The organism is Streptococcus mitis (assembly GCF_003943905.1).
In the GTDB taxonomy this organism is placed as follows: domain Bacteria; phylum Bacillota; class Bacilli; order Lactobacillales; family Streptococcaceae; genus Streptococcus; species Streptococcus mitis_BC.
In genome coordinates this window covers 500,191-519,838 of the sequence record NZ_RJNS01000001.1, presented here as the reverse complement: position 1 = coordinate 519,838, position 19,648 = coordinate 500,191, and the positions used below count along the sequence as shown (strand labels likewise).

Annotated in this window: 17 protein-coding genes; 16 read left to right on the top strand and 1 reads right to left on the bottom strand. The window is 42.4% G+C overall.

The features are described from left to right. Positions 1 to 173 precede the first annotated feature (173 nt). Together D8854_RS02600 and alaS are read left to right on the top strand one after the other, a co-directional pair. On the top strand, positions 174 to 659 hold the full coding sequence (locus D8854_RS02600) for an LURP-one-related/scramblase family protein (RefSeq protein WP_042902116.1): 486 nt from the start codon (positions 174 to 176) through the stop codon (positions 657 to 659). Between the two features lie 21 nt (positions 660 to 680). Beyond that, a complete protein-coding gene (gene alaS / locus D8854_RS02595; protein ID WP_125449447.1) occupies positions 681 to 3,299 on the top strand; it encodes an alanine--tRNA ligase in 2,619 nt (872 codons plus the stop codon). A gap of 87 nt (positions 3,300 to 3,386) precedes the next feature. Here the strand turns inward: alaS and D8854_RS02590 are convergent, their stop codons facing one another. Then, complete coding sequence (locus D8854_RS02590; RefSeq protein WP_049478774.1) at positions 3,387 to 4,835, bottom strand: alpha-amylase; 1,449 nt, start codon at positions 4,833 to 4,835, stop codon at positions 3,387 to 3,389. A 272-nt stretch (positions 4,836 to 5,107) separates the two neighbouring features. Here D8854_RS02590 and D8854_RS02585 point away from each other — a divergent pair, with 272 nt between their 5' ends. The 14 genes from D8854_RS02585 to D8854_RS02520 all read left to right on the top strand — a co-directional run bounded on the left by D8854_RS02585 (position 5,108) and on the right by D8854_RS02520 (position 19,610). Beyond that, positions 5,108 to 6,271, top strand: a complete 1,164-nt coding sequence (locus D8854_RS02585; RefSeq protein ID WP_185768052.1) for a class I SAM-dependent rRNA methyltransferase — start codon at positions 5,108 to 5,110, stop codon at positions 6,269 to 6,271. After that, positions 6,268 to 6,945: a type I 3-dehydroquinate dehydratase gene (aroD, locus tag D8854_RS02580; protein ID WP_000767776.1), complete on the top strand. Its 678-nt coding sequence runs from the start codon at positions 6,268 to 6,270 to the stop codon at positions 6,943 to 6,945. The genes D8854_RS02585 and aroD overlap by 4 nt, the downstream gene beginning before the upstream one ends. Continuing rightward, entirely contained in the window at positions 6,935 to 7,789 is an 855-nt protein-coding gene (locus tag D8854_RS02575; RefSeq protein WP_125449445.1) for a shikimate dehydrogenase, read from the top strand. Before aroD ends, D8854_RS02575 begins: the two co-directional genes overlap by 11 nt. A gap of 18 nt (positions 7,790 to 7,807) precedes the next feature. Then, positions 7,808 to 8,875 (top strand): 3-dehydroquinate synthase, encoded by a 1,068-nt coding sequence (gene aroB / locus D8854_RS02570; protein WP_125449444.1) that lies wholly within the window; start codon positions 7,808 to 7,810, stop codon positions 8,873 to 8,875. A gap of 9 nt (positions 8,876 to 8,884) precedes the next feature. Further along, a complete protein-coding gene (gene aroC, locus D8854_RS02565) occupies positions 8,885 to 10,051 on the top strand; it encodes a chorismate synthase (protein WP_125449442.1) in 1,167 nt (388 codons plus the stop codon). Positions 10,052 to 10,060: 9 nt separating this feature from the next. Next, positions 10,061 to 11,164: a prephenate dehydrogenase gene (locus D8854_RS02560; RefSeq protein ID WP_125449440.1), complete on the top strand. Its 1,104-nt coding sequence runs from the start codon at positions 10,061 to 10,063 to the stop codon at positions 11,162 to 11,164. A 10-nt stretch (positions 11,165 to 11,174) separates the two neighbouring features. After that, positions 11,175 to 11,513 carry a YlbF/YmcA family competence regulator gene (locus D8854_RS02555; RefSeq protein WP_000065973.1) on the top strand — a complete coding sequence of 113 codons (339 nt, stop codon included), beginning with the start codon at positions 11,175 to 11,177 and terminating at the stop codon, positions 11,511 to 11,513. Between the two features lie 90 nt (positions 11,514 to 11,603). Then, positions 11,604 to 12,887: a 3-phosphoshikimate 1-carboxyvinyltransferase gene (gene aroA / locus D8854_RS02550; RefSeq protein ID WP_125449439.1), complete on the top strand. Its 1,284-nt coding sequence runs from the start codon at positions 11,604 to 11,606 to the stop codon at positions 12,885 to 12,887. Further along, positions 12,880 to 13,356 carry a shikimate kinase gene (locus tag D8854_RS02545; protein WP_125449437.1) on the top strand — a complete coding sequence of 159 codons (477 nt, stop codon included), beginning with the start codon at positions 12,880 to 12,882 and terminating at the stop codon, positions 13,354 to 13,356. The genes aroA and D8854_RS02545 overlap by 8 nt, the downstream gene beginning before the upstream one ends. Beyond that, positions 13,353 to 14,201, top strand: coding sequence for a prephenate dehydratase (gene pheA / locus D8854_RS02540; protein ID WP_125449435.1), 849 nt, complete (start codon positions 13,353 to 13,355; stop codon positions 14,199 to 14,201). The genes D8854_RS02545 and pheA overlap by 4 nt, the downstream gene beginning before the upstream one ends. Beyond that, positions 14,198 to 15,478, top strand: coding sequence for an LCP family protein (locus D8854_RS02535; RefSeq protein ID WP_125449433.1), 1,281 nt, complete (start codon positions 14,198 to 14,200; stop codon positions 15,476 to 15,478). Before pheA ends, D8854_RS02535 begins: the two co-directional genes overlap by 4 nt. Before the next feature lie 146 nt (positions 15,479 to 15,624). Beyond that, complete coding sequence (locus tag D8854_RS02530) at positions 15,625 to 16,461, top strand: LicD family protein (protein ID WP_125449432.1); 837 nt, start codon at positions 15,625 to 15,627, stop codon at positions 16,459 to 16,461. Beyond that, complete coding sequence (locus D8854_RS02525; RefSeq protein WP_125449430.1) at positions 16,458 to 17,429, top strand: glycosyltransferase family 2 protein; 972 nt, start codon at positions 16,458 to 16,460, stop codon at positions 17,427 to 17,429. The genes D8854_RS02530 and D8854_RS02525 overlap by 4 nt, the downstream gene beginning before the upstream one ends. 21 nt (positions 17,430 to 17,450) lie before the next feature. Beyond that, on the top strand, positions 17,451 to 19,610 hold the full coding sequence (locus D8854_RS02520) for a LicD family protein (protein ID WP_125449428.1): 2,160 nt from the start codon (positions 17,451 to 17,453) through the stop codon (positions 19,608 to 19,610). The last annotated feature ends 38 nt before the right edge of the window (positions 19,611 to 19,648 follow it).

The following is a 19,648-nucleotide window of genomic DNA, read 5'->3' as shown; positions in this document are numbered from 1 at the left end:
CATCTTAGTCCAGAGAATTGGCGGTGCTGCGAGCCATCTAAGGTAGGAAATCATGCTACTCAATCATACAATTGCATAAGAATAAGAGAATGACAAGTTCATTGAATGAAGGTGGTACCGCGGTTTTTCGCCCTTCGAGATATGGACTTGTCTTTTAATTTTTGGAGGTGTTTATGAAGACATTTCTCGTGAAACAAAAGTTTCGTCTTGGAGGCGAACGTTTTGATATCAAGGATGAAAGAGGAGTAGTGAACTATCAGGTGGAGGGCTCATTTTTCCAAATTCCTAAGACCTTTACCATCTATGACGCCTATGGTGAGCAAGTCAGTGAAATCAGTAAAGAATTTTTCACTTTGCTTCCTCGCTTTACTATCCAGTTACGAAACGGTTCCAATTTCGTCATTCGTAAGAAGTTGACCTTCTTTCGAGATAAGTATGAGTTTGACAATCTGGGGCTTCGTATCGAGGGCAATATCTGGGATTTGAATTTCAAATTGCTAGATGATCGTGATCAGCTTGTCGCCGAGATTCGGAAAGAGATTTTCCATTTGACCTCAACTTACACCGTAACCGTCTATGAAGACTCTTATGCAGACCTGGTCATTTCCCTCTGTGTCGCGATTGACTATGTGGAAATGCTGGAAAGCCAATCAAATTAAACAAGTAAATAAGGAGATATTATGAAACAACTATCTAGTGCTCAAGTTCGCCAAATGTGGCTTGATTTCTGGGCAAGCAAAGGTCACTCTGTAGAACCATCAGTCAGCTTGGTTCCTGTAAATGACCCAACTCTTTTGTGGATCAACTCTGGGGTAGCAACCCTTAAGAAATACTTTGACGGAACCATTATCCCTGAAAACCCACGTATTACCAATGCGCAAAAAGCTATCCGTACCAATGACATCGAAAATGTCGGAAAAACGGCTCGCCACCATACTATGTTTGAAATGTTGGGGAACTTCTCTATCGGGGATTACTTCCGTGACGAAGCCATCACTTGGGCTTATGAGCTTTTGACCAGCCCAGAATGGTTTGATTTTCCTGCTGAAAAACTGTACATGACCTACTATCCAGACGATAAGGATTCTTATAACCGCTGGATTGAAGTAGGAGTGGACCCAAGCCACTTGATCCCAATCGAAGACAACTTCTGGGAAATCGGTGCTGGACCTTCTGGACCTGATACAGAAATCTTCTTTGACCGTGGAGAAGCATTTGACCCAGAAAATATCGGTCTTCGCCTGCTTGCAGAGGATATCGAAAACGACCGTTACATCGAAATCTGGAACATCGTTTTGTCACAATTTAACGCAGACCCTGCTGTTCCTCGTAGTGAATACAAGGAATTGCCACACAAGAACATTGATACGGGCGCTGGTTTGGAGCGTTTGGTGGCGGTTATCCAAGGGGCTAAGACCAACTTTGAAACGGACCTCTTCATGCCGATTATCCGTGAAGTTGAGAAATTGTCTGGTAAGGTTTATGACCAAGACGGCGACAACATGAGCTTCAAGGTCATTGCTGACCACATTCGTTCCCTTTCATTTGCTATCGGTGATGGTGCCCTTCCAGGAAATGAAGGTCGTGGCTATGTCCTTCGTCGTCTGCTTCGCCGTGCTTCTATGCATGGTCAAAAATTGGGTATCAACGAGCCTTTCCTTTACAAACTCGTTCCGACTGTTGGAAAAATCATGGAAAGCTACTACCCAGAAGTCCTTGAAAAACGTGACTTTATTGAAAAAATCGTTAAGAGCGAAGAAGAGTCATTTGCCCGTACCCTTCATTCAGGTCAACACTTTGCAGAAACCATTGTAGCGGATTTGAAAGCGAAAGGTCAATCTGTCATTGCGGGTTCAGATGTCTTCAAACTTTATGACACTTATGGATTCCCAGTGGAATTGACAGAAGAAATCGCAGAAGAAGCGGGGATGACTGTAGATCGTGAAGGCTTCGAAGCAGCCATGAAAGAGCAACAAGAACGTGCGCGTGCATCAGCTGTCAAAGGCGGTTCAATGGGTATGCAGAATGAAACCCTTCAAAATATCACTGTTGAGAGCGTCTTTAACTATGAAGCATCACAATTATCTTCTAAATTGGTGGCCATCGTAGCGGACAATGCAGAAGTTGAAACTGTCTCTGAAGGAACTGCCTCTCTTATCTTTGCGGAAACTCCATTCTACGCTGAGATGGGTGGACAGGTAGCTGACCATGGTCAAATCTTGGATGCTGCTGGAAATGTTGTGGCTACGGTGACAGATGTTCAAAAAGCACCAAATGGCCAACCACTTCATACTGTTGAAGTCCACGCTCCGCTTGCCTTGAACCAAGAATACACACTTAGCATCGACACCAACCGTCGTCTTCGTGTGATGAAGAACCACACGGCGACTCACTTGCTTCACGCTGCCCTTCACAATATCCTTGGTAGCCACGCAACTCAAGCAGGTTCCCTTAATGAAGTCGAATTCCTCCGCTTTGACTTTACTCACTTCCAAGCTGTGACGGCAGAAGAACTTCGTGCCATTGAACAGCAAGTCAATGAGAAAATCTGGGAAGCAATCGCAGTGGAAACTGTTGAGACTGATATTGAGACAGCTAAAGAAATGGGAGCTATGGCTCTCTTTGGTGAGAAATACGGTAAAGAAGTTCGTGTTGTGACCATCGGTGATTACTCAGTTGAGCTTTGTGGTGGTACCCACGTTGGCAACACTTCTGAGATTGGCCTCTTCAAGATTGTCAAAGAAGAAGGAATCGGATCAGGAACTCGCCGTATCTTGGCAGTAACTGGTAAGGAAGCCTTTGAAGCCTATCGCGAACAAGAAGACGCTCTGAAAGCAGTAGCAGCAACCTTGAAAGCACCTCAACTCAAGGAAGTACCTCACAAGGTTGAAGGACTTCAAGAGCAACTTCGTCAATTGCAAAAAGAAAATGCAGAGTTGAAAGAAAAAGCAGCAGCCGCAGCAGCAGATGATGTCTTCAAGGATGTGAAGGAAGTCAACGGACACCGTTACATTGCAAGCCAAGTTTCTGTATCAGATGCAGGTGCCCTTCGTACCTTTGCGGATAACTGGAAACAAAAAGACTACTCTGATGTGCTTGTCCTAGTTGCCGCTATCGGTGACAAGGTGAACGTTCTTGTAGCTAGCAAGACAAAAGATGTGCATGCAGGAAACCTTGTCAAAGAATTGGCTCCAATCGTCGATGGACGTGGTGGTGGTAAACCAGACATGGCCATGGCAGGAGGAAGCAACCAAGCTAAAATCCAAGAACTCTTGGAGGCAGTAGCAGGTAAATTGTAAGACAATAAAGATCTATCCATTTGGGTAGGTCTTTTTGTGATTGCAAAAAAGCCAAATCCGGTTGGATCTGGCTTGTAACTGATAGATTTATTTAACTGCCCAGACACTGACTGAACCCGCTGCTACTGGAAATTCTCCATAACCTTCAGCATTGATTGTAACTTGATCGTGGTGGTTTCCAAGTAAATCTAAGAAAGTTTGGTTAGCCCATTCTTGGCCGACAAACATTGACTTGCTGTTTTCTTGGTCGTTTGAAATCAAGACTGCGATTGGGGATTGGTTTTCAGCGCCTGAACGGACCCATCCGATACAGTTGGCATCGTCAAAGTAGTCTGTTTGCTTTCCATAGGCCCTGTCTTTTCGGATGGCTAGGAGATGGTCAAGAACTTCTCTGAAATCTTGTTGAGCAAATTGCCCTGAAATACCGTAATAGTCTCCGTAAAAGACACATGGAAGGCCATTTTGGCGTAATAGAATGAGGGCATAAGCTGCTGGTTTGAACCATTCTTCAACGGTAGACTCAAGAGCCTGACCACGTTGGGTATCGTGGTTGTCGACAAAGGTTACAGCCTTGTCAGGTTTGAGTTCAACCAAGCTATCTGTGAAAATGTTACGAAGGTCGTAGCTTGCTCCAGCATGGCTAGCTTCAAAGAGGTTTTGGTGGAGGCGAACATCGACAAGGTCAAAACGTTCTTCCGTTTTTTCAAGATATTCCAGATTGGCTTCCTTGTCAGAATTCCAAAATTCACCAAAAACGTAGAAATCTTGACCGTATTTTTCCTTCATATCACGAATGAAATTGCCCATAAAGAAGGAGTCAATGTGCTTAACGGCATCCAAGCGGAAACCAGCTACACCAGTCGTTTCCATGAACCAGTCAGCCCAGTCATAGATATTTTGGATGACTTCAGGATGTTTAAAGTCCAGGTCGGCGTACATGAGGTAGTCGTAGTTACCGTTTTCGTTATCGACCAATTCCTCATTGGCCCAACCTTTATTGTCTCCCTGGATCAGATAAATGCCAGACTTACGGCGCTTTGCATCGTAGTCTGTACCTGTGAAGTGGTACCAGTGCCAGTGGAAGTCATTGTAGGTGTCTTGGCGACCATCGAAAGTAAAGTGAGTCCAGCCATTGATAGTAAAGGGCTCGCTTAGTTGAACGGTACGATCCTCAGGATCCACTTCAATAACCTGAAAGGCTTCCATGTGATCGGCAGCAGCCTTGTGATTGAGCACCACATCGGCCATAGGTTGAATTCCTTGTGCCTTTAGGGCTTGAATGGCTTGAAGATAGTCTTCTTTAAACCCATACTTGGTGCGGACAGTACCTTTTTGGTTAAACTCGCCTAAGTCGAATAAGTCATAGACCCCATAGCCGACATCTTTTTCATTGGTTGCCTTAAAAGCTGGTGGCATCCAGACGTGGCTAACCCCCAGATGAGCTAGGTGTGAAGCATCTTCAGCCAGTCGCGTCCAGTGTTGGCCGTCGTGAGGCAGATACCATTCAAAGTATTGCATAAGTGTCTGATTTTGCATTGTTTTTCCTCTTGCTTATCAATGTTGTGTTTTATTCTACCATAAAGTTTAGAACTAGGCAAACGTTTGCGCAAGATTCTATACTCATTTCTGAAATTGTCTATTTTTATCGATTAAAATCTCTCTTTCCATCACAAGGGGGAGAATTTTTTGGTGAAAAAGTAAATGGAATAAACTTATTTGAACAAAAATGACACTTAGTAAACTAAAGTACATATGGACAAACGGTTTCTTTTTTGAGAATTGTCATAAAATTTGCTATAATAGTAGCTATGAATAGAATTAGGGTCAGCAGACGTGTTGAAAAAAAGCTAGCTAAGGGTCTAGTTCTTTTGGAAGCAAGTGATTTAACAGATATTGATCTGACGGATCAGGCAGTAGAAGTTCTTAGTCAAGATGGGAAGTTTTTAGGGAGTGCCTATCTTTCTCAGCAGAACAAGGGAATCGGTTGGTTGGTCAGCAAGGAAAAGGTTAGCTTTAATCAGACTTTCTTTGAATCTCTGTTTCGTAAGGCTAAGGAAGCTAGAAAGCCTTATTATCAGGATGACTTGACTACTGCCTTTCGCCTTTTTAACCAAGAGGGGGACGGTTTTGGTGGTTTGACTCTTGATCTCTATGGAGATTATGCTGTCTTTTCTTGGTACAATTCCTATGTTTACCAGATTCGTGAGCTGATCGTAAAGGCTTTTAAGGAAGTTTTTCCTGAGGTCTTGGGTGCTTATGAGAAAATTCGTTTTAAAGGTCTAGACTACGAGTCTGCCCATGTTTATGGTGAGGAAGCGCCAGACTATTTTACTGTTCTTGAGAATGGCGTGCTCTATCAAGTCTTTATGAATGATGGCTTGATGACAGGTATTTTCCTAGACCAGCATGAGGTTCGTGGGAGTTTAGTTGACGGTCTAGCCATGGGCAAATCCTTGCTCAATATGTTTTCCTATACGGCTGCCTTTTCAGTTGCTGCAGCTATGGGAGGCGCGAGTGAGACGACTTCTGTCGACTTGGCCAAACGGTCCAGAGAGCTGTCAAAAGCTCATTTTCAGGCAAATGGATTCAGCACGGACAATCATCGTTTTATCGTCATGGATGTCTTTGAATATTTCAAGTATGCCAAGCGAAAGGGCTTGACCTATGATGTGATTGTGCTTGATCCGCCGAGCTTTGCCCGCAATAAAAAACAAACATTCTCTGTGGCTAAGGACTATCACAAGTTGATTTCCCAAAGTCTAGAGATTTTAAATCCGGGAGGGATTATCATTGCCAGTACCAATGCTGCCAATGTTTCCCGTCAGAAATTTATAGAACAAATTGATAAAGGTTTTGCAGGAAGAAGGTATCAGATTTTAAACCAATATGGTCTTCCAGCAGACTTTGCCTATAATAAAAAAGATGAAAGCAGTAATTACCTCAAGGTGATTAGTATGAAGGTTAGTAGATGAAATTAATCGTTTCAGTGATGCCAAGAAGTTTAGAAGAAGCGCAAGAGCTGGATGCCACACGGTATGAAGATGCTGATATCATTGAGTGGCGTGCGGACTTTCTTGCAAAGGACGCTATTTTACAGGTAGCACCCGCTATCTTTGAGAAATTCGCAGGACGTGAACTTGTCTTTACCCTTCGCACGCGAGCTGAGGGAGGAGAAATCGAACTGTCTTCTGAAGAGTATGTTCAAATCATCAAGGAAGTCACCCAACTCTATCAACCGGATTACGTTGATTTTGAGTACTTCAGCTACAAGGACGTTTTTGAGGAGATGTTGGATTTCCCAAATCTCGTATTGAGTTATCATAATTTCCAGGAAACACCTGAAAATATGATGGAGATCCTGTCGGAGTTGACCAGTCTCTCTCCAAAAGTGGTCAAGGTATCTGTCATGGCTCACACGGAGCAAGATGTTTTAGACTTGATGAACTACACACGAGGATTTAAAACACTCAATCCTGAGCAAGAGTACGTGACCATTTCCATGGGGAAAATGGGCAAGGTATCACGCATTACTTCAGATGTGACGGGTTCAAGTTGGTCATTTGCTAGTCTAGATGAAGCGAGTGCCCCGGGTCAGATCTCTCTATCAAACATGAAGAAAATCAGGGAGATTTTGGATGAAGCTTGATGGCTATACACGTATGGCAGCTGTTGTTGCAAATCCAATAAAACACTCTATGTCACCATTCATTCACAATAGTGCCTTTAAAGCGACTGCTACTAATGGTGTCTATCTAGCTTGGGAAATTGAAGCAGGTGACTTGGGAGAAACAGTCGCTAATATTCGCCGTTACCAGATGTTTGGGATCAATCTCTCCATGCCTTACAAGGAGCAAGTGATTCCTTATCTGGATGAGTTGAGTGATGAAGCTCGTTTGATTGGGGCGGTCAACACAGTTGTTAACCAAGACGGAACGTTAATTGGATATAATACAGATGGCAAGGGATTTTTTAAGAGCTTGCCTTCTTTTACAATCTCGGATAAGAAAATGACCATTCTGGGAGCAGGTGGTGCGGCCAAATCAATCTTGGCACAGGCTATTTTGGATGGCGTCAGTCAGATTTCAGTCTTTGTTCGTTCAGTTTCCATGGAAAAAACAAGACCTTATCTGACCAAGATACAGGAACAGACAGGATTTAAAGTAGACTTGTATGCTTTAGAAGATATTTCTGTCTTGCAGGAAAGGATTGCCGAGTCGGACCTGCTCGTCAATGCGACTAGTGTGGGAATGGATGGTCAGTCGTCCCCAGTTCCAGAAAGCATAGTCTTGCCAGAAACTCTCTTGGTGGCAGATATCATTTACCAACCCTTTGAAACACCATTTTTGAAGTGGGCCAAAAGTCAGGGCAACCCAGCTGTCAATGGTCTAGGAATGTTGCTCTATCAAGCTGCTGAAGCTTTTCAACTGTGGACAGGTAAAGAAATGCCGACTGAAGAGATTTGGCAGGCCTTGACAGAAAAATACCAATAATGAAAAGGAGACCCTACTATGAGAATCAGAATCGATATTCCGCATCATCCTTATGATATTCAGATTGAAAAAGGTTGTCTATCGCAAGCAGGTCAATGGTTGCGAAAACTCTGGCAACCGCAAAAAGTGGTTATCGTAACAGATAACCATGTGGCCTCACTCTATGCGGAGAAGGTCAAGCTCAGCTTAGAAGATGCTGGTTTTCAGGTAGCTGTTTTTGACTTTTTAGAAGGTGAAGAACGAAAGAATTTAACTACTGTTCAGAAAGTCTATGAATTTCTAGTCAAGCAAGGTCTAACTCGTAGCGATGGGATTGTGGCTCTTGGTGGCGGTGTCGTTGGAGACCTAGCTGGCTTTGTAGCCTCTACCTATATGCGGGGCATTCACTTTGTTCAGATTCCGACTAGTTTGACAGCCCAGGTTGATTCTTCTATCGGTGGAAAGACAGGTGTCAACACCCCTTTTGCTAAGAATATGGTAGGAACTTTTGCCCAACCTGATGGGGTTCTGATTGATCCACTTGTCCTTAAAACACTTGGAAAGAGAGAGTTGATTGAAGGAATGGGTGAGGTTATCAAGTATGGCTTGATTGAGGATCCAGAACTTTGGCAAATATTGACGGACTTGGATGGTTCTGTAGAGAGCATTTTGGAACATGCAGAGACTTTGATTGAACATTCTTGCCAAGTTAAGCGCAAGATGGTAGTTGAGGATGAGTTGGACAAGGGTGTCCGCCTTTACCTCAATTTTGGGCACACCATTGGCCATGCCATTGAAGCGACTGCAGGTTATGGCAAGGTTATGCATGGTGAGGCTGTCGCCATGGGAATGGTGCAGGTCTCTAAGGTTGCTGAGGGAAAAGGCCTCATGCCAGAAGGAATAACCCAGTCCATCACAGAAATGTGTCTGAAATTTGGACTCCCTGTTGACTATGAAAACTGGGATGTTGACAAGCTTTATCAAGCTTTGACTCATGATAAAAAAGCGCGTGGAAACACCTTGAAATTGGTCTTGGTGCCGGATCTTGGGTCAGCGACCATTCACCCAGTTTCTCTGGAAGAGATGAAAGACTACTTGATAAAATAAGGAGAGCCTATGAGATATTTAACTGCAGGAGAGTCACATGGACCCCGTCTGACAGCTATCATTGAAGGAATTCCTGCTGGACTTCCTTTGACAGTAGAGGACATCAATGAGGATCTGAAACGTCGTCAGGGTGGATACGGCCGAGGTGGTCGTATGAAGATTGAGAGTGACCAGATTGTCTTTACTTCGGGCGTTCGCCACGGGAAGACGACAGGAGCTCCCATTACCATGGATGTCATCAACAAAGACCACCAAAAATGGCTGGATATCATGTCAGCTGAGGACATTGAAGATCGCCTTAAAAGCAAACGGAAAATCACTCATCCTCGGCCAGGTCATGCCGACTTGGTTGGGGGCATCAAGTACCGTTTTGATGATTTGCGAAATTCCTTGGAGCGGTCATCTGCTCGTGAAACCACCATGCGAGTGGCAGTTGGGGCAGTAGCCAAACGCCTTTTGGCTGAACTGGAGATAGAAATTGCCAACCATGTCGTGGTCTTTGGTGGTAAGGAAATCGATGTTCCTGAAAATCTGACGGTCGCTGAGATTAAGGAAAGAGCTGCCCAGTCAGAAGTTTCTATTGTCAACCAAGAACGGGAACAAGAAATCAAGGATTATATTGACCAAATCAAGCGTGATGGTGATACCATAGGTGGAGTTGTTGAGACAGTCGTCGGAGGTGTTCCAGTTGGCCTTGGATCCTATGTTCAATGGGACAGAAAATTGGATGCGCGATTGGCCCAAGCAGTTGTTTCTATCAATGCTTTTAAAGGGGTGGAATTTGGTCTCGGCTTTGAAGCTGGTTACCGCAAAGGCAGCCAAGTTATGGATGAAATTCTCTGGTCTAAAGAAGACGGCTATACTCGCCGTACCAATAATCTAGGTGGTTTCGAAGGTGGTATGACCAATGGGCAACCAATTGTTGTTCGTGGTGTTATGAAACCCATTCCCACTCTTTACAAACCATTGATGAGTGTGGATATCGAAACCCACGAACCTTACAAGGCAACCGTGGAGAGAAGTGATCCGACAGCCCTTCCAGCAGCTGGGGTGGTCATGGAAGCCGTTGTAGCAACGGTTCTGGCACAGGAAATTCTTGAAAAATTCTCATCTGACAATCTAGAGGAATTAAAAGAAGCGGTAGCTAAACACCGAGACTATACAAAGAACTATTAAGGAGTCCTTATGGCAAAAACCATCTATATCGCAGGTCTCGGTTTGATTGGTGCTTCGATGGCACTCGGTATCAAGCGCGATCATCCTGATTATGAAATTTTAGGTTATAATCGCAGTCAGGCTTCGAGAGATATTGCCTTGGAGCGAGGAATGATAGACCGTGCGACGGATGATTTTGCCAGTTTCGCTCCCCTAGCAGATGTCATCATCCTGACCTTGCCAATCAAACAGACCATTGCTTTTATTAAGGAGCTGGCAGATTTAGACTTGAAAGAAGGCGTCATTATCTCGGATGCGGGCTCAACTAAGTCAGCCATTGTGGATGCGGCGGAGCAGTATTTGGCTGGCAAGCCTGTTCGCTTTGTCGGGGCCCATCCCATGGCTGGTAGCCACAAGACAGGGGCTGCTTCTGCGGATGTTAATCTCTTTGAGAATGCCTATTATATCTTCACACCTTCGAGCCTGACAAGTCCTGACACACTTGAGGAGATGAAAGATCTGCTTTCAGGTCTTCATGCTCGCTTTATCGAGATTGATGCCAAGGAGCACGATCGAGTGACTTCACAGATTAGCCATTTTCCCCATATCTTGGCATCAGGTCTCATGGAGCAGACAGCAGTCTATGCTCAAGAACATGAGATGGCAAGGCGCTTTGCGGCGGGTGGTTTTCGAGATATGACTCGCATTGCGGAAAGCGAGCCTGGTATGTGGACTTCCATTCTCTTGTCAAATCGTGAAACTATTCTGGATCGAATTGCGGATTTCAAGGAACGCCTAGATGAGGTTGGACAAGCCATCAGCAAGGGAGATGAAGAGCAAATCTGGAATTTCTTCAATCAAGCGCGTGCGCAACGGCAGGCTATGGAAATCCATAAGCGTGGTGGTGTGGATAGCTCTTACGACCTCTATGTCGACGTTCCCGATGAAGAAGATGTCATCTTGCGTATTTTGGAATTGCTACGTGGAACTTCCTTGGTCAACATCCACATCAACGAAGAAAACCGTGAGGATGTTTACGGGATTCTACAAATTTCCTTTAAAAATGCTCAAGATCTGGAACGAGCTGAGCGCTTAATTACAGAAAATACAGACTACACAGTCGTCGTCAAATAAGGAGAAAATCATGTCAAATATTTACGATAGTGCAAATGAACTTAGTCGCGGGTTACGCGAATTACCAGAATACAAGGCGGTTAAGGCAGCAAAAGATGCCATCCAAGCTGATGAACAAGCTAGCAAGATTTTTGCAGACTACCTCGCTTTCCAGCAAGAAATCCAAGTCATGGCGCAAACGGGACAAATGCCAGATGCCTCTTTCCAAGAAAAGATGCAGTCTTTCAGCAAGCAAATCCAAGAGAACGCTCTTTTGTCAGATTTCTTTGCCAAACAGCAACAATTGTCCATTTACCTTTCAGACATTGAAAAAATAGTCTTTGAACCTGTTTCAGAATTATTGAAATAGTATTTTATCTGTATAAAAGCCAGAAATTTCAGGAATTTCTGGCTTTTTTGTGATAAAATAAGAAAAAGTATTGCAAGTATGAGGTCAACTATGAAACTAAAAACAAACATTCGCCACTTACATGGCAGTATCCGGGTTCCAGGTGACAAGTCTATTAGCCACCGTTCGATTATTTTCGGAAGTTTGGCTGAGGGAGAAACCAAGGTATATGATATTTTGCGTGGAGAGGATGTACTTTCAAGCATGCAGATTTTTCGTGACCTTGGTGTTGAAATTGAGGACAGAGATGGGGTTATTACCATTAAAGGTGTTGGAATGGATGGCTTAAAAGCGCCGCAAAACGCCTTGGATATGGGGAATTCTGGCACCTCGATTCGCCTGATCTCAGGTGTTCTTGCTGGTGCAGACTTCGAAGTAGAAATGTTTGGAGATGATAGTCTTTCCAAACGTCCTATGGATCGTGTGACGATTCCATTGAAAAAAATGGGGGTTAGCATTTCAGGGCAAACAGAGCGAGACCTGCCTCCCCTTCATTTAAAAGGGACGAAAAACCTAAGACCTATTCAGTATGAGTTGCCAATCGCCTCTGCTCAAGTTAAGTCTGCCTTGATATTTGCAGGCTTGCAGGCTCAGGGGGAGTCCGTTATTATCGAGAAAGAATGTACTCGCAACCACACCGAAGATATGCTACAGCAATTTGGTGGTCATTTAAGTGTGGATGGCAAAAAAATCACAGTTCAAGGACCACAAAAACTGATCGGACAAAAGGTAGTTGTTCCAGGAGATATTTCCAGTGCAGCCTTTTGGTTGGTCGCAGGTTTGATTGTTCCAAACTCTCGTGTGGTGCTGCAGAATGTGGGCATCAATGAAACGCGTACAGGTATTATTGATATCATTCGTGCCATGGGAGGAAAACTAGAAATAACTGAAATCGATCCAATCGCTAAATCTGCAACGCTGACTGTCGAGTCTTCAGACCTGAAAGGAACAGAGATTGGTGGAGCCTTGATTCCACGCTTGATTGATGAATTGCCTATTATTGCCCTTCTAGCGACCCAAGCGCAAGGTGTAACGGTCATTAAGGATGCTGAAGAACTCAAGGTTAAGGAAACCGACCGCATTCAGGTGGTGGCAGATGCTTTAAATAGTATGGGAGCGGATATTACTCCTACAGCAGATGGGATGATTATCAAAGGGAAATCAAGACTTCATGGCGCTAGAGTCAATACGTTTGGTGACCATCGTATCGGAATGATGACAGCCATCGCAGCCCTCTTGGTTGCAGATGGAGAAGTGGAACTTGACCGTGCTGAAGCCATCAATACCAGCTATCCTAGCTTCTTTGATGATTTGGAGAGCTTGATTCATGGCTAAGGTATTACTCGGATTTATGGGGGCAGGCAAGTCGACAATCGCTAGAGGATTGGACCCAGACTACATCGATATGGATGCCTTAATCGAGGAACGTTTGGGCATGTCCATTGCGGATTTCTTCGCTGAAAAAGGAGAAGTGGCTTTTCGTCAAGTTGAGTCAGAAGTGCTAGCTGACTTACTACAAAAAGACAAAGTTGTGTCAACTGGCGGAGGAGTAGTCGTTTCTCAGAGAAATCGTGACTTGCTTAAGGCTAATCCTGATAATATCTACCTAAAAGCAGATTTTGAAACTCTCTACCAACGTATCGCAGCTGATAATGACAATCAGCGCCCGCTTTTTCTCAACAAAAGTAAAGAAGAACTGGCCAGTATTTTCCAAAAAAGACGAGCTTGGTATGAGGAAGTAGCCAGTCGGGTTCTAGATGTGACCAAGTTTAGCCCAGAGGAAATTATAGAGGAACTGAGATGAAAATTGCCTATCTAGGTCCCAAGGGATCTTTTTCGCATCATGTTGTGCAGACAGCTTTTCCCAAAGAGGAATTGCAGGCTTTTGCCAATATCACAGATGTTATTAAGGCCTATGAGCAAGGCTTGGTGGACTATTCTGTGGTACCAGTTGAAAACTCCATTGAAGGTAGTGTCCATGAAAGCTTGGATTATCTTTTTCATCAGGCGGATATTCAGGCTGTTGCAGAAATTGTACAACCCATTCATCAGCAGCTGATGGTAGTTCCTGGTCAGTCAGAAATTGAGAAAATCTTTTCTCATCCTCAGGCTCTGGCTCAGGGAAAGAAATTCATAGAGGAGCATTATCCAGAAGCCCAGCTTGAAGTGACGGCAAGTACAGCTTATGCGGCTCGCTTTATCGCTGAACATCCATCCCAACCTTTTGCGGCTATTGCCCCTAGAAACTCCGCTGCAGAGTATGGTTTGGAATTGATAGCAGAAGATATCCAAGAAATGGAAGCTAATTTCACTCGATTTTGGGTTTTAGGGTCTGAGATTCCCACTATCCCTTTGCAATCGCAAACTGAAAAAATGAGTTTGGCCTTAACCTTACCGGACAATCTTCCCGGTGCCCTCTACAAGGCTCTTTCAACCTTTGCTTGGCGAGGTATTGACCTAACCAAGATAGAAAGTCGCCCTTTGAAAACAGCCTTGGGAGAATATTTTTTCATTATCGATGTAGACTATAGTGACAAAGAGCTGGTTCATTTTGCCAGACAAGAACTAGAAGCAATTGGAATCCAGTACAAGATACTGGGAACATACCCTATTTTCACCATAAGGGACCTAGGAAAGGAGAGCCTATGAGCAAAGAAAGCCCTTTAAGTCATCATGAGCAGTTACGCTATGATTACCTTTTTAAGAATATTCATTACCTAAATGACAGAGAAAAGAGAGAATTTGACTATCTGAAAAGAAAAATGGACGGTGGATTTCCCTCTAATGAAGGTGAAAGGGAAAAAAATTTAGGGAAGGATATTGGGATTCCACAGTATTCCAATCAAAGTCGCTCGAATAGACATCAGAAATTTCCCTCTCTTCCAAAAGTGAAAAAGAAGAAACCAAGAAGATTTTTTAAACGAGTTCTAATTTGGTTTTTGCTGTTGATAACCTGTGTGGCTGCGGGCATGATTATTATGTTCCTTCGAGGTTTCCAGTCTGCAACTACTAGCAATAAGCCAGCTGATGCAAAAGCAGCTCAAGTAGAGGTCTTTAATGGTCAAGATACTAAAGACGGGGTGAATATCCTAATCATGGGGACAGATGGCCGTATCGGTCAGAATAGTGCGGAGACTCGTACCGACACGATCATGGTTCTGAATGTCAGTGGATCGGATAAGAAGATTAAGCTAGTCAGCTTCATGCGTGACAACCTAGTCTATATTGATGGCTACAGCCAGATTGTGAATGGCAAGAAACAAACGGATAATAAACTCAATGTTGCTTATGAACTCGGGGAACAAGAAGGGCAAAAAGGGGCTGAAATGGTCCGCAAGGTTCTAAAAGACAACTTTGATTTGGATATTAAGTACTATGCCCTAGTGGATTTCCAAGCCTTTGCAACTGCTATTGATACGCTATTTCCTGATGGGGTGACTATAGACGCTAAGTTTTCAACGTTAAATGGTCAGCCTCTGACAGAAGCCACAGTTGGAGACGACCTTCATGCAACAGCAACGGAATCACCAACTCAAACGATTAAAGTTGGGAAACAGCAGATGAATGGCTCCACCTTGCTCAATTACGCTCGCTTCCGTGATGATGATGAAGGAGACTATGGTCGTACCAAACGTCAGCAGCAAGTCATGTCAGCTGTTCTTGAGCAAATCAAGGATCCAACCAAACTCTTTACAGGATCAGAGGCACTTGGAAAGGTCTTTGGAATGACCTCAACCAATCTACCTTATACCTTCCTGCTGACTAATGGTTTGTCAGTTATCGAAGGTGCACAGAATGGTATCGAAAGATTGACAGTTCCAGAACTTGGCGATTGGGTAGATGCTTATGATGTCTACGGAGGACAAGGTCTACTTGTCGACCAAAACAAATACCGGACTAAACTCGCCCAAATGGGAATGAGATAAGATGTATATAAATAAAAATCAAAGCTTTATTCACTAATAAAAAGAGTAGATGAAGCTTTGATTTTTACGGTATCTGATGGATTTTTAAGGCTTTTTTATGGTATAATAAAACGATATAACTCGTTATTGGACAGAAGAGGAGAGACATGAGTGATTTGAAAGCGATTCAGGCTCGTAGTCTGGAAATGGCTGAATATTTCGTCGCATTTTGTAAAGAACATGACTTGTTGTGCTATCTCTGTGGTGGAGGAGCGATTGGTGCCCTTCGCAACAAGGGTTTCATTCCTTGGGATGATGACCTAGACTTTTTTATGCCTCGCAAGGACTATGAAAAGTTAGCTGAACTATGGCCTCGTTATGCAGATGAGCGTTATTTCTTGTCAAAGAGTCACAAGGATTTTGTAGACCGTAACCTTTTTATTACTATTCGTGATAAAGAAACAACTTGTATCAAGCCTTATCAACAGGATTTGGATTTGCCACACGGTTTGGCCTTGGACGTTTTGCCTTTGGATTATTATCCTAAAAATCCAGCTGAGCGCAAGAAACAGGTTCGCTGGGCCTTGATTTATTCCCTTTTCTGTGCGCAAACTGTTCCAGAAAAGCATGGTGCAGTCATGAAATGGGGAAGTCGTATCTTACTCGGTTTGACTCCTAAATCTCTACGTTATCGCATTTGGAAAAAAGCTGAAAAAGAAATGACCAAGTATGGTCTGGCTGAGAGCGATGGAATCACGGAATTATGCTCGGGGCCTGGCTACATGCGAAACAAATATCCAATCGCATCCTTTGAGGACAATCTCTTCTTGCCATTCGAAGGAACAGAGATGCCCATTCCAGTCGGCTATGATGCCTATCTCAACACTGCTTTTGGGGATTATATGACACCGCCACCAGCAGACAAGCAGGTACCACATCATGATGCGATTATAGCAGACATGGACAAGAGCTACACAGAGTACAAGGGAGAATATGGGGCATGATGGAAGAAAAAATTAGCGTCATTGTTCCAGTCTACAATGTAAAAGCCTATTTGGAGCGATGTGTGGAGTCGATTCTTCAACAGACTTATGCCCATTTTGAGTTAATCCTAATCAATGATGGTTCTACTGATTCCAGTGGACAGATCTGTGATCACTTAGCATCTCGGCATGAGAATATCAAGGTTTATCATATCGAAAATGCTGGAGTCTCAAATGCGAGAAATATGGGAATTCAGCTAGCGACGGGTTCTTGGGTTACCTTTATTGATAGCGATGATTTCGTTACTAAAGATTATCTGGAAATCTTGATTGGTGCAGTTGATGATAAGGAGTCCGTAGGATTTACAATCGCTCCTCTGCACCATATTAAAAACGGCATTTTGACAGACTTACCTCCTCATTCTGGAAAAAAAGAAATCTGGTCAACAGAAGAAACCATGAAGGAATTACTGATGACCACTAGAACGTCATTTTTTCCAGTCGCTAAACTGTTTAAGAGAGACCTGCTTGCGGATGAAAAGTTTAATACAAATTATCATCTAGCTGAAGATGCTTTATTTTTGACAGAGTTTCTGCTAAAAACAAGATGTAATAGTGTGTTTATTGACAAACCAATTTATTATTATGATCATCGTGAGGGAAGTGCGACAACATCTGTTAATCAGCATGTATTTGACACAATAGAAGTTTATAAGCAAATAATCGCTCAAGTATCACAAGTCTTTCCTGATTTAAAACCTGAATTAAAAAATAGAGAATGTTGGTCGTACATCACAGTTTACGATAAAATTATCTTTACTTCATCTGAACAGTATCAAAAGGAGAAAGCTGAGTTGAGGACTTGGATTGTTCAGCATCGACGCGAAATTTGGAAGGATGCTTATTTCACTACTTTTCGCAAGGTAGCGATCCTTTCACTTGTCATTTCTCCATGGCTATATAAGAAAATTGTTGGATTAAAAAACTAATATCATGAGAAGGAGTTGAAAATGAATTTTTCAAAAATGGATGAATACTTTGAAAAATCAAAACTATGGATTGCATATCTATTTGTTTTTATTTCGATTTTAAGTATGAGTTCACTGGTTTATAAGGTAGCAAATCCAATCTATAAGGGATTGTCAGCGATTGTTGTACTTTATATTTGCTATACCTTGTTGTTTAAGTGGAAACAGATTACAGTAGATCGAAAGTTTTTGGTCTTATTTGGCTTGTTATCTGGGAGTCATCTGCTATCGGCTATATTCAATCGCTCTGGACATTTGATTGGGAATGTGATTGAAATCCTTTTCATGGTAACCTATGTTTTATTATTTACCATGTTACAATCAGGGCAACTTAAAAAATTATTTGACTGGATTGCCTATACGGTTCAAATTGTATCTTTTTCTTCAGCAATTTTTGCGTTTGGTTTATTGATAAGTAGAGTCCTTATCCTATTTAAAATTGGCGAGCAATCTTATTACTATGGTGTCATGAATGGACGTCTGTGGGGGATTGTTAATCCTAATGCTAGTGCGATATTTTCATACATTAGCATTATTTTGGCCATGTATTTGATCCATAAAGGAAGTAAATATTCTGTTTATCTTAAACTGAACAATCTGATTCAATTAGTATACTTTGCTACTATGCAAAGTAGAGGAGCCTTACTTTCTTTACTCCTCATGATTGGACTCTATAGTTTCTTTGCCACTAGAGGAAGTATCCTTAAACGATTCCTCACTTTTATAGTTGCTGGTTTGCTGATTACTGCTACCAACATTGGATTAAGCTATGTAACTTCAATCTATATCGCATCTGAAACTGCGACTGTTTTTGACTTAAACAAAGGACAGTCCTACGCTGAGACAGATTCGTCTGTTACCAAGAAGAACGGTGAACTCCATCTAATTGAAACAACACCAAGTGGTAGAACCTATATATGGAAAAATGCCATCAAGATGGGAAGTGCCAAACCAATTTTTGGTTATGGTGTACGGAATGTTCCAGATTACTATACAGAATATTTCAGTAAATTCGAGATTCAAAACTCCCTTATCGGTGGGAATTTCCATAACATTTTTGTGACCATATTTGTCAGTTCGGGAGTTCTAGGCTTGGTATCCTTCCTTCTTATACTGGCTTATGTCATCAAGCGCTTTTTAACTTATTTGATTGTGTCCAAGAAAAATACTGACAAATTGATTATGATTCTTTTCTTCGGTATCTTGTTTGGTCAGTTGTTTGAGAGTCAGATTATGTATTCAACCAACTTTATTAATATCATCTTCTGGTTAGCAATTGGCTATGGACTCGTAGTCTGCAAACGGGATGAAGGAGTTCGGTACCAAGAAGTAACAGATATCAATGAAATTCAACAGATGGAACTTGGAATCATGGAGTATATTCATGAAGTTTGTCAGAAAATTGGTGTCAAGTATTTCTTAGCATATGGAAGTCTAATTGGTGCGGTTCGCCATAAAGGTTTTATCCCTTGGGACGATGATATGGATATCTGCATGCTAAGAGAAGATTATGAGAAACTACAAGATTACCTCATCGCTCATCCTGATGAACGCTATGAAGTCATGTCTTATAAAAATAATCTCAACTATGTCTATCCTTTTATGAAAGTGCAGGATAACCATACCTACTTGCTCGAAGAAGATGTACGAATTGATTCAAATATGGGAATCTATGTGGATATTTTCCCTGTAGATGGTTATGAAGATGATACAGATTTTAAAAACAAGATGACGAAACTCATAAAGAAACGTCAATTGAGTTGTTACACTTTTAAAGGAATTACCAACACGAAAAGTCTACTAAATTCTTTGATCCGTTATATCTCTGTTGTCATTTTCTATTTTACAAATACGAATAAGTATGTTGAGCAAATTGATGAGCTTGCTAAATCTAGAGCAGTTGCTGACTACGAGCAAGTTGACTATTTGATTTACAAGGATATGAATAAGCCAGTTTGGAAACGTGAGTGGTTAGAACAAGTGATTGTGGGAACATTTGAAGGTAAGGAATTTATGATTCCAAAACACTACCATGAAATTTTGACCTCTGACTACGGAGATTACATGCAATTGCCCCCTCTTGAACAGAGAGTATCTCACCATGATTTTAAACTGTGGAAAATCACTAAAAGTTCTAAGTAAGCAAATCGCAGTTAGAAATCGTTTAAAGAATTAGTCGA

Bases quoted from the DNA above. Each gene is read 5' to 3' on its own strand.
- D8854_RS02590 (WP_049478774.1), bottom strand. From the start codon at position 4,835: ATGCAAAATCAGACACTTATGCAATACTTTGAATGGTATCTGCCTCAC.
- D8854_RS02575 (WP_125449445.1), top strand. From the start codon at position 6,935: ATGAAGCTTGATGGCTATACACGTATGGCAGCTGTTGTTGCAAATCCA.
- alaS (WP_125449447.1), top strand. From the start codon at position 681: ATGAAACAACTATCTAGTGCTCAAGTTCGCCAAATGTGGCTTGATTTC.
- D8854_RS02555 (WP_000065973.1), top strand. From the start codon at position 11,175: ATGTCAAATATTTACGATAGTGCAAATGAACTTAGTCGCGGGTTACGC.
- D8854_RS02600 (WP_042902116.1), top strand. From the start codon at position 174: ATGAAGACATTTCTCGTGAAACAAAAGTTTCGTCTTGGAGGCGAACGT.
- D8854_RS02530 (WP_125449432.1), top strand. From the start codon at position 15,625: ATGAGTGATTTGAAAGCGATTCAGGCTCGTAGTCTGGAAATGGCTGAA.
- aroD (WP_000767776.1), top strand. From the start codon at position 6,268: ATGAAATTAATCGTTTCAGTGATGCCAAGAAGTTTAGAAGAAGCGCAA.
- D8854_RS02560 (WP_125449440.1), top strand. From the start codon at position 10,061: ATGGCAAAAACCATCTATATCGCAGGTCTCGGTTTGATTGGTGCTTCG.
- D8854_RS02525 (WP_125449430.1), top strand. From the start codon at position 16,458: ATGATGGAAGAAAAAATTAGCGTCATTGTTCCAGTCTACAATGTAAAA.
- pheA (WP_125449435.1), top strand. From the start codon at position 13,353: ATGAAAATTGCCTATCTAGGTCCCAAGGGATCTTTTTCGCATCATGTT.
- D8854_RS02545 (WP_125449437.1), top strand. From the start codon at position 12,880: ATGGCTAAGGTATTACTCGGATTTATGGGGGCAGGCAAGTCGACAATC.
- D8854_RS02535 (WP_125449433.1), top strand. From the start codon at position 14,198: ATGAGCAAAGAAAGCCCTTTAAGTCATCATGAGCAGTTACGCTATGAT.
- D8854_RS02520 (WP_125449428.1), top strand. From the start codon at position 17,451: ATGAATTTTTCAAAAATGGATGAATACTTTGAAAAATCAAAACTATGG.
- aroA (WP_125449439.1), top strand. From the start codon at position 11,604: ATGAAACTAAAAACAAACATTCGCCACTTACATGGCAGTATCCGGGTT.
- aroC (WP_125449442.1), top strand. From the start codon at position 8,885: ATGAGATATTTAACTGCAGGAGAGTCACATGGACCCCGTCTGACAGCT.
- aroB (WP_125449444.1), top strand. From the start codon at position 7,808: ATGAGAATCAGAATCGATATTCCGCATCATCCTTATGATATTCAGATT.
- D8854_RS02585 (WP_185768052.1), top strand. From the start codon at position 5,108: ATGAATAGAATTAGGGTCAGCAGACGTGTTGAAAAAAAGCTAGCTAAG.